The organism is Nocardia sp. NPDC056064, assembly GCF_042266925.1.
Classification (GTDB): Bacteria; Actinomycetota; Actinomycetes; order Mycobacteriales; family Mycobacteriaceae; genus Nocardia.
This window is the reverse complement of record NZ_JBHJWO010000001.1, coordinates 1447759-1460839: the sequence shown is the minus strand read 5'-3', so window position 1 is coordinate 1460839 and position 13081 is coordinate 1447759. Positions and strand designations below refer to the sequence as shown.

At 69.9% G+C, this 13081-nt stretch carries 13 protein-coding genes; 4 read left to right on the top strand and 9 right to left on the bottom strand.

The window, feature by feature from the left end:
• Nucleotides 1-39: 39 nt before the first annotated feature.
• The 5 genes from ACFC06_RS06680 to ACFC06_RS06660 form a co-directional block, all read right to left on the bottom strand.
• On the bottom strand, nucleotides 40-702 hold the full coding sequence (locus tag ACFC06_RS06680) for a methionine ABC transporter permease (protein ID WP_375928572.1): 663 nt from the start codon (nucleotides 700-702) through the stop codon (nucleotides 40-42).
• Nucleotides 702-1709 carry a methionine ABC transporter ATP-binding protein gene (locus tag ACFC06_RS06675; RefSeq protein ID WP_375928570.1) on the bottom strand — a complete coding sequence of 336 codons (1008 nt, stop codon included), beginning with the start codon at nucleotides 1707-1709 and terminating at the stop codon, nucleotides 702-704. The genes ACFC06_RS06680 and ACFC06_RS06675 overlap by 1 nt, the downstream gene beginning before the upstream one ends.
• On the bottom strand, nucleotides 1706-2578 hold the full coding sequence (locus ACFC06_RS06670) for a MetQ/NlpA family ABC transporter substrate-binding protein (RefSeq protein WP_375928568.1): 873 nt from the start codon (nucleotides 2576-2578) through the stop codon (nucleotides 1706-1708). Before ACFC06_RS06670 ends, ACFC06_RS06675 begins: the two co-directional genes overlap by 4 nt.
• Before the next feature lie 126 nt (nucleotides 2579-2704).
• Nucleotides 2705-3256 carry a GNAT family N-acetyltransferase gene (locus ACFC06_RS06665; RefSeq protein ID WP_375928566.1) on the bottom strand — a complete coding sequence of 184 codons (552 nt, stop codon included), beginning with the start codon at nucleotides 3254-3256 and terminating at the stop codon, nucleotides 2705-2707.
• A 19-nt stretch (nucleotides 3257-3275) separates the two neighbouring features.
• Complete coding sequence (locus tag ACFC06_RS06660) at nucleotides 3276-4190, bottom strand: Ku protein (RefSeq protein WP_375928564.1); 915 nt, start codon at nucleotides 4188-4190, stop codon at nucleotides 3276-3278.
• 110 nt (nucleotides 4191-4300) lie between these two features.
• Between ACFC06_RS06660 and ACFC06_RS06655 the strand changes: the two genes are divergently transcribed.
• Nucleotides 4301-5374: a lycopene cyclase family protein gene (locus ACFC06_RS06655; RefSeq protein ID WP_375928562.1), complete on the top strand. Its 1074-nt coding sequence runs from the start codon at nucleotides 4301-4303 to the stop codon at nucleotides 5372-5374.
• A gap of 151 nt (nucleotides 5375-5525) precedes the next feature.
• Complete coding sequence (locus ACFC06_RS06650; RefSeq protein WP_375928560.1) at nucleotides 5526-7856, top strand: MMPL family transporter; 2331 nt, start codon at nucleotides 5526-5528, stop codon at nucleotides 7854-7856.
• 67 nt (nucleotides 7857-7923) lie between these two features.
• Here ACFC06_RS06650 and ACFC06_RS06645 read toward each other — a convergent pair whose 3' ends face one another.
• Nucleotides 7924-8688: an SDR family oxidoreductase gene (locus ACFC06_RS06645; RefSeq protein ID WP_375928558.1), complete on the bottom strand. Its 765-nt coding sequence runs from the start codon at nucleotides 8686-8688 to the stop codon at nucleotides 7924-7926.
• Between the two features lie 147 nt (nucleotides 8689-8835).
• Here ACFC06_RS06645 and ACFC06_RS06640 point away from each other — a divergent pair, with 147 nt between their 5' ends.
• Both ACFC06_RS06640 and ACFC06_RS06635 read left to right on the top strand, forming a co-directional pair.
• Complete coding sequence (locus tag ACFC06_RS06640; protein WP_375928556.1) at nucleotides 8836-10467, top strand: ABC-F family ATP-binding cassette domain-containing protein; 1632 nt, start codon at nucleotides 8836-8838, stop codon at nucleotides 10465-10467.
• 155 nt (nucleotides 10468-10622) lie between these two features.
• On the top strand, nucleotides 10623-10892 hold the full coding sequence (locus ACFC06_RS06635; RefSeq protein ID WP_375928554.1) for a helix-turn-helix domain-containing protein: 270 nt from the start codon (nucleotides 10623-10625) through the stop codon (nucleotides 10890-10892).
• Nucleotides 10893-10899: 7 nt separating this feature from the next.
• On the opposite strand, the gene ACFC06_RS06630 is transcribed toward ACFC06_RS06635, so the two are convergent.
• From ACFC06_RS06630 to ACFC06_RS06620, 3 genes are all read right to left on the bottom strand, one after another.
• Complete coding sequence (locus tag ACFC06_RS06630; RefSeq protein WP_375928552.1) at nucleotides 10900-11859, bottom strand: hypothetical protein; 960 nt, start codon at nucleotides 11857-11859, stop codon at nucleotides 10900-10902.
• Nucleotides 11860-11872: 13 nt separating this feature from the next.
• Entirely contained in the window at nucleotides 11873-12292 is a 420-nt protein-coding gene (locus ACFC06_RS06625) for a hypothetical protein (protein ID WP_375928550.1), read from the bottom strand.
• A 290-nt stretch (nucleotides 12293-12582) separates the two neighbouring features.
• Nucleotides 12583-13002 (bottom strand): acyl-CoA thioesterase, encoded by a 420-nt coding sequence (locus ACFC06_RS06620; RefSeq protein WP_375928548.1) that lies wholly within the window; start codon nucleotides 13000-13002, stop codon nucleotides 12583-12585.
• Nucleotides 13003-13081 lie beyond the last annotated feature (79 nt).

Here is a 13081-nt window from a genome sequence, read left to right as displayed (position 1 = left end):
GCAAGGGGCACGCACCGTCGCGGTGCGTGCCCCTTCGTGTCAGCGGCGCAGGACCCGCCGCGCCAGCCAGTTGCCGAAGAACTGCACCGCCTGCACCCCGGCGATGATGATCAGCACCGCGACCAGCGTCACCTCCCACTGGAATCGCTGATACCCGTAGACGATCGCGAAATCGCCGAGCCCGCCACCGCCGATGGTGCCCGCCATCGCGGAGATGTCCACGATCGAGATCACCACGAAGGTGTAGCCGAGGATCAGCGGCCCGAGAGCTTCCGGGATCAGCAGGGTGAGGATGATCCGCAGCGGCCCGGCCCCCACGGCCCGCGCCGCCTCGATGACGCCCGGGTCCACCGTCACCAGGTTCTGCTCCACGATCCGGGCGATGCCGAACGAGGCGGCCACGATCATCACGAACAGCGCCGCCTCCGCGCCGATGGTCGTGCCGACCACCTCGAGCGTCACCGGGCCCAGCGCGGCGAGCAGGATGATGAACGGGATCGGGCGCACCACGTTCACCAGCACATTGAGCACCAGATGGATCGGCGTGTTGGCGAGCAACCCGCCCTTGCGGGTGGTGTAGAGCGCGGTGCCCAGCACCAGGCCGATCACGCCCGCGACCACGAAGGTCACCCCGACCAGATAGATGGTGGTGCCGATCGATTCGAACAGGATCGGCCGCAGTTTGGTCCAGTCGGTGTCCATCAGCCCGCCTTCCGCTCGAGGTCGGCCACGACGCGGTCCACCGCGTCGTCCGGCCCGTGCAGCGACAGGGTGATGCTGCCGAAGGTCCTGTCCTGCAGGGTGCTCACGCCGCCGTAGACGATCTCGAACCGCACCCCGGCCGAGCTCGCGGTGGCCAGCGCCGCGCCGACACCGGAATGGTCGTCGACATCGACGGTGACCAGGCGGCCGCCGTGCAGGGCGCGCAGCCGGTCCAGCTCGGCCGCGTCGGGCCGGTTGTGCAGGACCGTGGCCACGAACGAGCGGGTCGGCGCGGCCTGCGGGGCCGCGAACACGTCGAAGGTGGACGCCAGTTCGACGATGCGGCCCTCGGCGAGCACCGCCACCCGGTCGGCGACCGCGCGCAGCACATCCATCTCGTGGGTGATCACCACGATGGTCACCCCGAGTTCGGTGTTGATCTTGCGCAGCAGCCGCAGCACCTCGCCGGTGGTCTCCGGGTCCAGCGCCGAGGTGGCCTCGTCGGCGAGCAGCAGCGAGGGCGAGGTCGCCAGCGCGCGGGCGATCCCGACCCGCTGCTTCTGCCCGCCGGAGAGCTGATCGGGATAGGCGCGCGCCTTGTCGGTGAGTCCCACGAACTCGAGCAGTTCGGCCACGCGGGCCTTGCGCTCGGCCCGCTTCCAGCCCGCGACCTTCAGCGGGTACTCGATATTGCCCGCGGCAGTGCGCGAGCGGAACAGGTTGAACTGCTGGAACACCATGCCGATGTCGCGGCGCAGCCTGCGCACCGCCGACTCCGGCACCCCGGTGATGGGGGTGCCGGAGAGGGTGATGGTGCCCGAGGTCGGCTTCTCCAGCGCGTTGATCAGGCGCACCAGGGTGGATTTGCCCGCCCCGGAATAGCCGATCACCCCGAAGATCTCGCCCGGTTCGATCCGCAGGTCGATACCGTCGAGCGCGGTGTGCCGCTGGGCGCCCGTGCCGAAGACCTTGGTGACGGCGCGGAACTCGACGGCGGCCGCGCTCACTTGTTCGCGCGGATGCCCTGCTGCACCCGGTCGAGAATCGATTCCAGCTCCGCAGGCGGACGGGTCACGTCGACCGCGGTGTTCCCGGTGACCTCGGCGTGCGCGGCGGCCACGGCCGGGTCCTTCCAGATCTCGACGAGCTTGAGATACGTCGGGTTGGTCTTGTCCTCGGCGCGGGTGACGATCACATTGATGTAGGGCTCGGCGCCCGGGCTCTTCGGATCGTCCTGGTAGAGCGCCGAATGCGGGTCGATACCGGAGCGCTCGAGGAAGGTGTTGTTGATGATCGATCCGTCGACCGAGGCCAGCGACAGCGCGGTCTGGGCGGCGTCGACCGGGGTCACCCGCACCTTGGAGGCGCCCTTGTCGATATCGGCCGGGGTCGGCTGGGCCGAGGTGCCGGTGAGCTTCAGCAACCCGGCCGCCTGCAGTACGAACAGCGCGCGGGCCTGGTTGGTCGGATCGTTGGGGATCGCGATCTCACCGCCGGCGGGGATGTCGGCCAGGGCCTTGTGCTTCTTGGAGTACAGGCCCAGCGGCACGATGTAGGTCGAACCGATCGGGGTGAGGGTGTCGGAACTGGCCACGTTGTACTGGCCGAGGAACTGCAGATGCTGGAACAGGTTGACGTCGATCTGCTTCTGCGCCAGTGCCGCGTTGGGCTGCTGGTAGTCGGAGAAGTTGGTGATCTTCAGTGTGATGCCCTGTTCGGCGGCCTTCTGCTCGAACACGTCCCAGGCCTTGTCCCGGTCGGTGGTGCCGATGCGGACCACCGTGCCCGATTCGGCGTCGTCGGAGCCGCACGCGGTGAGGGTGAGGGCCGCGGTCGCTACCAGGACCGGGATCGCCAGTGCCCGCCGGAATTTCACTTGTACTCCCGAAAACTCGCCGAAGGTGAACCCGGCTATCGAAACCGGCCGGGCTCCCCGCGGCCAGGGTTTGATTCGGGACGAACGAAACACTCACCAAAAGCTGGACGGGCGTCTAGTTTGCGGTCAGCGGCGGGGATGCTCCACGGCCAGCCGACCGCGCCGGGCCAGATCGCGCCGGGTGGTGGCGGGCATGGGCGGCACGGTGGGGTCGGCGTCCTCGCCCGCGTTGCGCGGGTTGGGGCGCACCAGCAGCGTGACGGTCGCGGCGGGCACGAAACCGCTGCTGGTCATCAGGGCGGCCGAGGCGCTGTTGCGGTCCTCGACATCGGTGACGATGTGCTTGGCGCCGCGCGCGAACAACGCCGTCGAGCACACGTCCACCAGCCTGCGGGCGATGCCGTGACCCTGCATGTCCGGCGCGACCGCGATCCACTCCAGATAGCCCCAGTCGTTGCGGTGCTCGAATTCCATCGAGCCGAGCACGAAACCGACCACCCGATCGGAGTCCAGCGCGACCCAGCAGGCGTTGTCGGGGCTGTCCAGATGCTCGGCGACGGCCGTCAGCGACCACGACGTGTACGGCTTGGTGGTGGTGTCGAAGACCTGGTGGCCCAGATCGAGGACTTGACGCAGATGTCCCAATCCCATCGCAACGACAGCGATCGCGGTGTCCATGAGCGCCAGTGTGCCCTACCTAGGCGCCCTTGCGGGTCGCCGTCGACTTGCGCGGCGTGGCTTTCGCGGCCGTGCTCTTCTTGGCGGCGGCCTTTTTCGCGGTCTTCTTCGCGGGGGATTTCTTCGGGGCCGCCGATTCGCTGTCCCGGCGCCCCCCCGCCTCCAGACTGCGCTGCAGGGCCGCGACCAGATCGACGACCTCGGCGTCGGGTTGTTCGGCCGATTCGGTGGCGGCGGAAGTGTCGACCTTGCCCGAACCGCTGGCAATGGCGTCGTCGAGGAGTTTCTGCAACTCGATCTGGTATTCGTCGGTGTATTCGCCGGGATCGAAATCCCCCGACATGGATTCGACCAGAGTCTCGGCCATCTTCAATTCCTGCGGGCGGGGCGCGGGCGCCTCGTCGAGAGCCGGGAAATCGACCGCGCGCACCTCGTCGGGCCACAGCAGCGTCTGCAGGACGAGGATGCCGTCGCGCACGCGCAGCGCCGCGAGCCGGGTCTTCTGGCGCAGGGTGAAATGCACCAGCGCGGTCTTGTCGATGCGTTCCAGCGTCGCCGCCAGCAGTTGATAGGCCTTCGGTGTCGTGGAATCCGGCTCGAGGTAGTAGCTCTTGTCGAACAGGACCGGGTCGATCTGGTCGGAGGGCACGAATTCCAGGACCGGGATCTCGTGTTTCTCGGCGGCGGGCAGTGTCGCGAAATCGGCGTCGGTGAGCACGACCTGTTCGCCGTCGGGCGCGACATAGGCCTTGTCGATATCGGCGTACTGCACGGATTTGCCGCACACCTGGCAGACACGGTCGTATTTGATCCGTCCGCCGTCCTTGGCGTGGACCTGATGGAACCGGATGTCATGGTCCTCGGTCGCGGTGTAGACCTTGACCGGGACATTGACCAGCCCGAATGCGATCGAGCCCTTCCAGATCGATCTCATGCACCCCATCATTACCGAGTTACCGGCAACGGTCGAGCACACGGCACCGAAATGGTGCCCGGCCGTGATCCGACGGTGCTGGAATTCGTGTCGTCTGATCCAATCGTCGGGTGCACGCCGACCTGATCGTCTGCGGACTCGGCCCCGCGGGCCGGGCCGTCGCCCACCGCGCGCTGGCCGCGGGCCGGTCGGTGACGGTGATCGATCCGCATCCGGACCGGGTCTGGACACCCACCTACGCCGCCTGGGCCGACGAACTCCCCGGCTGGCTCGACTCCGGTGTGATCGCGGCGACGGTCGACGCGCCGACCGCCTGGGCAGTGCGCGAGCACCGGATCCAGCGCCGGTACCAGGTGCTCGACACCCCGGCCTTGCAGCGCTCGCTGACGCTGGACGGCGCACACGTGCTCGCCGAGCCCGCCGTCGAGGTGGGGGAGGAGACCGTCACCACCGCGTCCGGCCTGCGCTTGCGGGGGCGGGTGGTCGACGCGCGCGGTCTGGCCCGCGCGCCCGGCCGGGCCGAGCAGACCGCCTACGGCGTGGTCGTGGACCGGGCCGTGCTCGATCCCGGCCAGCCGGTGCTGTTCATGGACTGGCGCCGCGACAACGGCACCGGGCCGGACGAGCCCCCGTCGTTCCTCTACGCCGTGCCGCTCGGCCCGGACACGATGCTGCTCGAGGAGACCTGCCTGGCAGGCCGCCCGGCCCTCACCCCGGAGGTCCTGCGCGTCCGGCTCGAACACCGGTTGCGCGCCCGGGGAATCGTCCGCACCGGAACCGAACCCGTGGAGCGGGTGCGTTTCCCCGTGCAGGGCGGCAGGCCCGGCGGCGGTCGCTTCGGTGCGGCGGGCGCCCTCACCCATCCCGCCACCGGGTACAGCGTCGCCGCCGCGCTGTCCGGCGCCGACACCGTCGCCGCAGGGCACCCGCTGTGGACGGCCGAGGCCCGCGCGGTGCTCGCCCTGCGCCGGGCCGGTCTGCGGGCCCTGCTCGCGCTGCCCCCGGCCGAGGTCCCGGTGTTCTTCGAGGTGTTCTTCGGCCTGCCCGCCGACCGGCAGCACGCCTACCTGTCGGGCACCGATCTGCCGGGTCTCACGGCCGCCATGCGGGGCGTGTTCGCGGCGGTGCCGCCGCGCCTGCGCCGCACCGTCGTCACCTCGGTCCTCGGGCTAACTGGGCGGTAGCCCAGGAGAGGGTCGGGCGGCTGTCCTGAGCGGCCGCGGGAACGCCCGGGAGTTGCTACCATCCTCGAGCGAACACGCCGCCCCGGCAACGGGATCGGATGCGGGCGGGTGCGTGCCGCGACAGCGGGTGACGAGTGAGGGAGACGATCCGGTGTTCGAATTCACCGAGCGGCGCAGCCGCTGGGTGCTCGGCGTATTCGCGGTGCTCGCGCTGGTGCTCGGCGCACTCAGCGCCACCCTGTTCGACCGGGTGGACGGCGGCGGCTACACCGACCCCGGCAGCGAATCCAGCCGGGCGCTCACCGTCCTGCGCGAGGAATTCGGGCAGGGCTCGCCGAACCTGGTGCTGCTGGTGCAGACCGAATCCTCCGTCGACGATCCCGAAACCGTCTCCGCGGCAACGGCATTGGTCGCCAACCTGCACGAGCGCGGCGGGGTCATCGATGTGGTGTCCTACTGGACCACCCACCAGCCCGCGCTGCGCAGTGTCGACGGCAAACAGGGCCTGATCGTCGCCAGCGTGCTCGGCACCGAACGCGAGATCGACGACACCGTCACCGGCATCACCAATGATCTCAGCAGGCTGGACGGTCCGCTGCAGGTGCGGGTCGGCGGCTTCGCCATGCTCATGCACGAGACCGTGCTGCAGAGCAAGACCGATATCGCCCGCGGCGAGGCGATCGCCTTCCCGCTCACCATGATCGCGCTGCTGTTCGTGTTCGGCGGACTGGTCGCCGCGAGTCTGCCGCTGCTGGTCGCCGTCGTCACCGTGGTGCTGACCATGGGCACGCTGTGGTTGCTGACGCTGTTCATCCCGCTCTCGGTCACCGCCACCAATGTGGCGACCCTGCTCGGGCTCGGTCTGGCCATCGACTACAGCCTGCTGATCGTCAACCGGTTCCGCGACGAGCTGGCCGCCGGTCGCGGTCCGGCCGGTGCGGTGGCCACGACCATGCGCACCGCGGGCCGCACCGTCGCCTTCTCCGCGCTCACCGTCGCGGTCGCCCTGGCCGGGCTGCTGTTCTTCCCGCTGCTGGCGATCCGGTCGATGGGTTACGCCGGCATCGCCGTCGCCGCGCTGGCCGCGCTGGTGGCGCTGACCGTGCTGCCCGCCACCCTGCTGCTGCTGGGCAGCCGCGTCGACAAGGGCCAGCTCGGCTGGTGGTTCCTGCGGGCCCCGCGCCCGGCACCCGGTGAGGGCGCCTGGCACAAGCTGGCCACCGCCGTGATGCGCAGGCCGCTGCCGATCGGCCTGGCCGTGGCCGCGTTCCTGCTGCTGCTGGGCGCCCCGTTCCTCGGGGTGAAACTCGGCTTCCCGGACGAGCGGACGCTGCCGGAGTCGATGAACTCCCGGCAGGTCACCGAGATCATCCACCGCGATTTCAGCGAGAGCGACCAGAACACCCTGGTCGCGGTGCTGCCCGAGAGCGCCTACAGCGCCGACGGCCTGGACGCGATCGCGCGCGAACTCTCCGACCTCGACGACGTGCGCCGCGTCGACACCGCCACCGGCAGCTACGCCCAGGGCGGCCTGCTGGCCGAGCCGACCGCGGCCAACGCCCGCTTCCGCGCCGAGCGCGCCGCGTACCTGTCGATCGTGCCCGCCACCACCGATTCGCACGCCCTGGCCGCGCTGGTCGAGCAGGTGCGTGCGGTGCCGGTGCCGAGCGAGCTGCTGGTCGGCGGCGTGGCCGCGGCCAATGTCGACTCCATCGCCGCCATCGAGGACGCGCTGCCGTGGGCGCTGGGCTTCGTGATCGTGCTGATGCTGATCGTGCTGTTCCTGCTCACCGGCAGCGTGGTGCTGCCCGTGCTGGCGGTGATCCTGAGCGCGCTGAGCCTCACCGCGACCTTCGGCGCGCTGGTCTGGATCTTCCAGGACGGGCACCTGTCGGGGCTGCTGGGCTTCACCGTCACCGGTGACCTGTCGGCCACGGTGCCGGTGATGCTGTTCGCGGCGGCCTTCGGTCTGGCGATGGACTACCAGGTGTTCCTGCTCTCGCGCATCCGCGAGGAATACGACCGCACCGGCAAGAACGAGACCGCGGTGGCGCTGGGGCTGGAACGGATCGGCCGCATCGTCACCGCCGCCGCCATCCTGATCTCGCTGGTGTTCCTCGGCTTCCTGGCCTCCGACATCACCTTCATGAAGGCCTTCGGCATCGGCCTGCCGCTCGCGGTCATCGTCGACGCCACCCTGGTGCGTGGCTTCCTGCTGCCCGCCGCGATGAAGCTGCTCGGCGACGCCAACTGGTACGCGCCGGAATTCCTGCGCCGCCTGCACGACCGCGTCGGCCTGGACGAGGGCGGCCGGGCGTTGCGCCAGGACATCCCGGTCCGTGACCCGCTCGGGGTGACGGGCAGGGCCGAGGAGATCGTCGTGGTCGATCCGCTGGCCCGTGCCGAGGAGGCGCGCGCCGAAGCCGCCAGGGCCGAGGCCGAACTCACTCCCGCCGCCGGTTCCCGGGAGACCGCGGACTGACCGGTCACCGGAAGGCGAGGGGCGGCAGCGACTGTGGAGTCGGTGCCGCCCCTCGTCGATCGTGGGGTCAGATGCCGCCGGTGGCGAGCAGGCCGCCGTCGACGCGCACACAGTCGCCGGTGATCCAGGCCGCCTCGTCGGAGACCAGGAAGGCGATCAGCCGGGCCACGTCCTCGGGCGCGCCCAGGCGCTTGAGCGGGTAGGCGCTCGCGGCGCGCTCCTCGTCGGCGGAGAACAGCGCGTCGGCGAACTTGGTCTTGACCACGCCCGGCGCCACCGCGTTGACGCGGATGTTCGGGCCCAGCTGCCAGGCCAGCTCCTCGGTGAGCCGGATCAGCGCCGACTTGGACGCGCCGTAGGCCGAGATCACGCCCGAGGACCGGATGCCCGCCACGCTGGCCACGTTCACCACCGCGCCGCCGTGCTCGGCCATCCACGCGCGATAGGCCTGCTGCACATAGCCCAGCGCCGCGACGACGTTCACGTCGAAGATCTTGCTGACCGCGCCCAGGTCGGCGTCCATGAGCGAGCCGTAGACCGGGTTGATGCCGGTGTTGTTGACCAGGATGTCGAGCGAGCCGAACTCGGCGACGGCGCGGGCCACCGCCTCGGCGCGCGCGTCCGCGTCACCCGCGTTGCCCGCCAGCGTGCTCACCTGGCCCTTGTGACCGAGCGCGCGCAGCTCGACGGCCGCGTCCTCGAGCGGCTCGGGTTTGCGGGCGGTGATCAGCACGTTCGCGCCGCGGCGCAGCAGTTCGGCGGCGGTGGCCAGGCCGATGCCGCGGCTGGCGCCGGTGACGAGGGCAGTGCGGCCGAGAAGATCGGTAGTCATGGCACGAGAGTAACCACGCTCACACCCGGCGGCGCCGGGTTCGGTCCTGTCGCGCCGCGGCGGTAAAATAGGTGGTTCTTGCCGCGGCCGGCGGTGCACCATGGGCCTGCGCGGCGACCATCCTGTTCCGACACGAGGAGAAGCTCTGTGATCACGGCGACCGACCTGGAGGTCCGGGCCGGAGTCCGCACCCTGCTCTCGGCCCCAGGGCCGGCGCTGCGGGTGCAGTCCGGCGACCGGATCGGACTGGTCGGCCGCAACGGCGCGGGCAAGACCACCACGCTGCGCATCCTGGCCGGTGAGGGCGAGCCCTACGCGGGCAAGATCACCCGCTCCACCGACATCGGCTACCTGCCGCAGGACCCCAAAGAGGGCGATCTCGATGTGATCGCCCGCGACCGGGTGCTGTCCGCGCGCGGCCTGGACACGCTGATCCGCGACATGGAGAAGCAGCAGGCGCTCATGGCCGAGGTGGCCGACGAGAAGGAACGCGAGAAGGCGATCCGCAAGTACGGCCGCCTCGAGGACCAGTTCTCCTCCCTCGGCGGCTACGTCGCCGAGAGCGAGGCCGCCCGCATCTGCCACAGCCTCGGCCTGCCCGACCGCGTGCTCGGCCAGCAGCTGCGCACTCTCTCCGGTGGTCAGCGCCGCCGCATCGAGCTCGCGCGCATCCTGTTCTCCGCCTCCGACGGCAGCGGTGGCCGCTCCGATCGCATCCTGCTGCTCGACGAGCCCACCAACCACCTCGATGCCGACTCCATCACCTGGCTGCGCGGCTTCCTGCAGAACCACGACGGCGGCCTGATCGTGATCAGCCACGATGTGGAACTGCTCGAGGCCGTGGTCAACAAGGTGTGGTTCCTCGACGCCGTGCGCGGTGAGCCCGACGTCTACAACATGGGCTGGAAGAAATACCTCGACGCCCGCGCCACCGACGAGCAGCGCCGGGTGCGCGAGCGCGCCAACGCCGAGAAGAAAGCGAGCGCGCTGCGTCAGCAGGCCGCCAAGCTCGGGGCCAAGGCCACCAAAGCCGCTGCGGCCCATCAGATGGTGCGTCGCGCCGAACGGCTGATGTCGGAGCTCGACGATGTGCGCGTGGCCGACAAGGTGGCCCGCATCCGTTTCCCCGAGCCCGCGCCGTGCAGCAAGACCCCGCTCATGGTCAAGAACCTGACCAAGCTCTACGGGTCGCTCGAGATCTTCACCGGCGTGAACTTCGCCGTCGACAAGGGCAGCCGCGTGGTGGTGCTCGGCCTCAACGGCGCGGGTAAGACCACCATGCTCAAGCTGCTCGCGGGTGTCGAGACACCCACCTCGGGCGGCGTCGAGCAGGGCCGCGGCCTCAAGGTCGGCTATTTCGCCCAGGAGCACGACACCCTCGACGACGCCGCCACGGTGTGGGAGAACATCCGCCACGCCTCCCCGGATGCCGGCGAGCAGGAGCTGCGCAGTCTGCTGGGCGCGTTCATGTTCTCCGGCCCGCAGCTCGAGCAGCCCGCGGGCACCCTGTCCGGTGGTGAGAAGACCCGTCTGGCGCTGGCCGGTCTGGTCTCCTCGGCGGCCAATGTGCTGCTGCTCGACGAGCCCACCAACAACCTCGACCCGATCTCGCGCGAGCAGGTGCTCGAGGCGCTGCGCACCTACGCGGGCGCGGTCGTGCTGGTGACCCACGACCCGGGCGCCGCCGAGGCCCTCAACCCCGAGCGCGTGATCCTGCTGCCCGACGGCACCGAGGACCACTGGTCCAACGAGTACGCGGAGCTGATCGACCTGGCCTGATCCGTCAGGGCCCGCAGCGGGCGGCGTTTCTTGCGTGAAACGCTGTGTCGCGACGGAACTCGCGGGCGTCGGGTGAGTTTCATCACTGTTTTCGTTGATCACCGAGAGCGGAGTGTCTAGCCTGGAATGAGCTGCTCGGCGACTCGGAGGAAGCCATGAGCGACAGTGCGAGACAGGCCGCAAGGTCGGCCAAGGGAAAGACCATCGGCAAGGCCGCGCTGGGAAAGGGCACCCGGGTGACGGGCAAGTCCCGTGACCGGTTGCAGTCCCAGCTGAAGAAGCAGTACGAGGCGGGAGCGAGCATCCGTTCCCTGGCCAGGGCCACCGGGCGCTCGTACGGCTTCATTCACAATGTGCTGGTCGAGTCACACGTCGAACTGCGCGGGCGCGGCGGCGCCAATCGCCGCAAGAATCCGGCCGACTGAGCCGCCGTCACCACCCGGGCACGGCCCCGTCGCCGCGGACCAGCAGGTTCGCGAGGCTGGCGAACAGGGGCAGCCCGGTCTTGATCTCCAGGTAGGCGAATTGTCCCTGCGGGTTGACCTCGAGGAAGTAGTACTCGCCGTCGGTGCCCAGGCGCAGATCGACCACGCCGAAGCTCAGCCCGAGCGCGCCCATCAGCGTCGCGAGGGACTTGCTGATCGCGGCGGGCAGACGCTCGTGCGCGAAGGCGACCGAGGTGTCGAGCCGGGAGTCGACCCGGCCGACACCCGCCTGCGAGTCGATGCGTACCGCCCACTCGACACCGTCGACCCACACCACGCGCAGATCCGCCTCGGCCTCCACGTAATCCTGGAAGGTGGTCGGTGTCGACCGGATCGAGGTGAGCCGTTTCAGTTCGGGGCGGGTGATGATCCTGGTCTCGGAGAACTCCCCGCGCCCGGTCCCGGTGCGCTTGTACACCACGGGGCCGCACCGGGATTCGACGAAACTGCGGGCCTCGTCGGGGTCGTTGGTGATCAGCGTCTCCGGGATGGTGAATCCGGCGCGCTGGGCGGTCTCGAGCTGCACGATCTTGCGGGCCGCCGTGCGTTCGGCCGCCGGATCGTTGACCCAGTAGGCCGGGATGGACCACAGCATGCCCTGCAGGAATCCGTCGCATTCGGCCTGGCGGAACTCGTCGTCGGCCGCGCGCACGCCGCGCGGCACCCGGCACGGATGCGGCCTGCGCCACCACACCGCGCGCACGTCGTCGAGACCGTGCACGTGCGACATCGCGCGGTTGGTGCCCGCCTTGTCGAGCCGGAAACTGCCAGTCTCGGTGGGGAAGTCGCGCAGATCCAGGCGCAGGGGATCGAGCCGGTGCTGGTCGCGCAGGGTGGCCGCGAGCGCGTCGGCATGCAGGTCGTCGGTTTCGGAGACGATGAGCACGGCATCGGTCGCGCGTTCCATGGCCCGCGCCGCTTCAGTCGAGACTGTCGCAGTTGATGCCGTCCCGGAAGGTGAACGTGGCTCCCGCGGTACCGCCCCGTTCGGCGATCCGGAGCTTGCCCGCCCAGCGGCGGGTGGCCTGGGTCAGCAGCTCGTCACCGAGGGCCTCGGACGGGTCGGTGGCCAGGGTGATCGGCCGCTCGACGAGTTCCACGCGCATCCGGCGGGTGAAGTCGGCGGTGGCGCCGGGCCGGATGTCGACGCGCACCTCCCGGGCGCCCGCCTCGGCGCGATCCTCGATGAGCCGCAGGACATCCCGGCGATCGAAGGTCCAGGTACCTCCCTCGACCCGGACGGAGATGTCGCGCTCGGACTCGGCCACCAGCACTCCGCGCAGGGCGGGGCCCCGGTCCCGGGGCGACGCGGCAGCGGGCGGGTGGACGGCGTCGGTCATGGATGGTCACTCCGATCTTGTCGTCTGCTCACAATTTGCCAGAACCCCCGAAGGTGCTTCGGATCATAGCGCGAACGTGACCGCCACCGAGCCGGTTCGCCAGATTTGCGGGGCGCCGGGCAAACCGCCGAGCGGCGCGTGATCCCCTTGCGGGGAGAGAATTTCGGACAACCGGGGCGGTCGCCCGCCTGTCGATCCGGCAATTGACCAGCTAACGAAAACGGCGACGGCGCGACGGGAGTCGCCGGGCAATTGCCCGGGAGCGATTCCCGTCGCGCCGTCGGCGCAGTTCAGAGCCCGAGCAGCTCGGGGTGCTCGGCGAGGTCGCGGAAGTGCTGTCCCGGATTCGGGACCAGCTTGCGGGTGGTGAGATCCATCGCGCCTGCCACCACGGTGATCTCGGCGGCGACGGTGCCGTCGAGCTTGACGATGCGGTGGTGGAAGCGGAAGACCTTCTCGCCCTCGCGCCACTCGGCCGCGCAGCTCACGGTGACCTCGTCGCCACCACGCAGCTCACGCTTGTACTTGATGGTCGATTCGAGGACCACCGCGCCGATGCCGCTGGCCAGGAATTTGTCCTGGGGGATGCCCGCCGCGCGCAGCAGCTCCCAGCGGGCGTGTTCGCCGTACTGGTGGTAGACGGCGTGGTTGAGGTGGCCCTGGGTGTCGAGCTCGTAGCCGCGGACGAGGACCGGTACGGAGAACGTCATACGGTGTACAACCGACGGCTTCGCCGCCGATGTTCCCGATTCCGGTGCAATCTCGGACACATCGTGGCCGGTGGTCGCA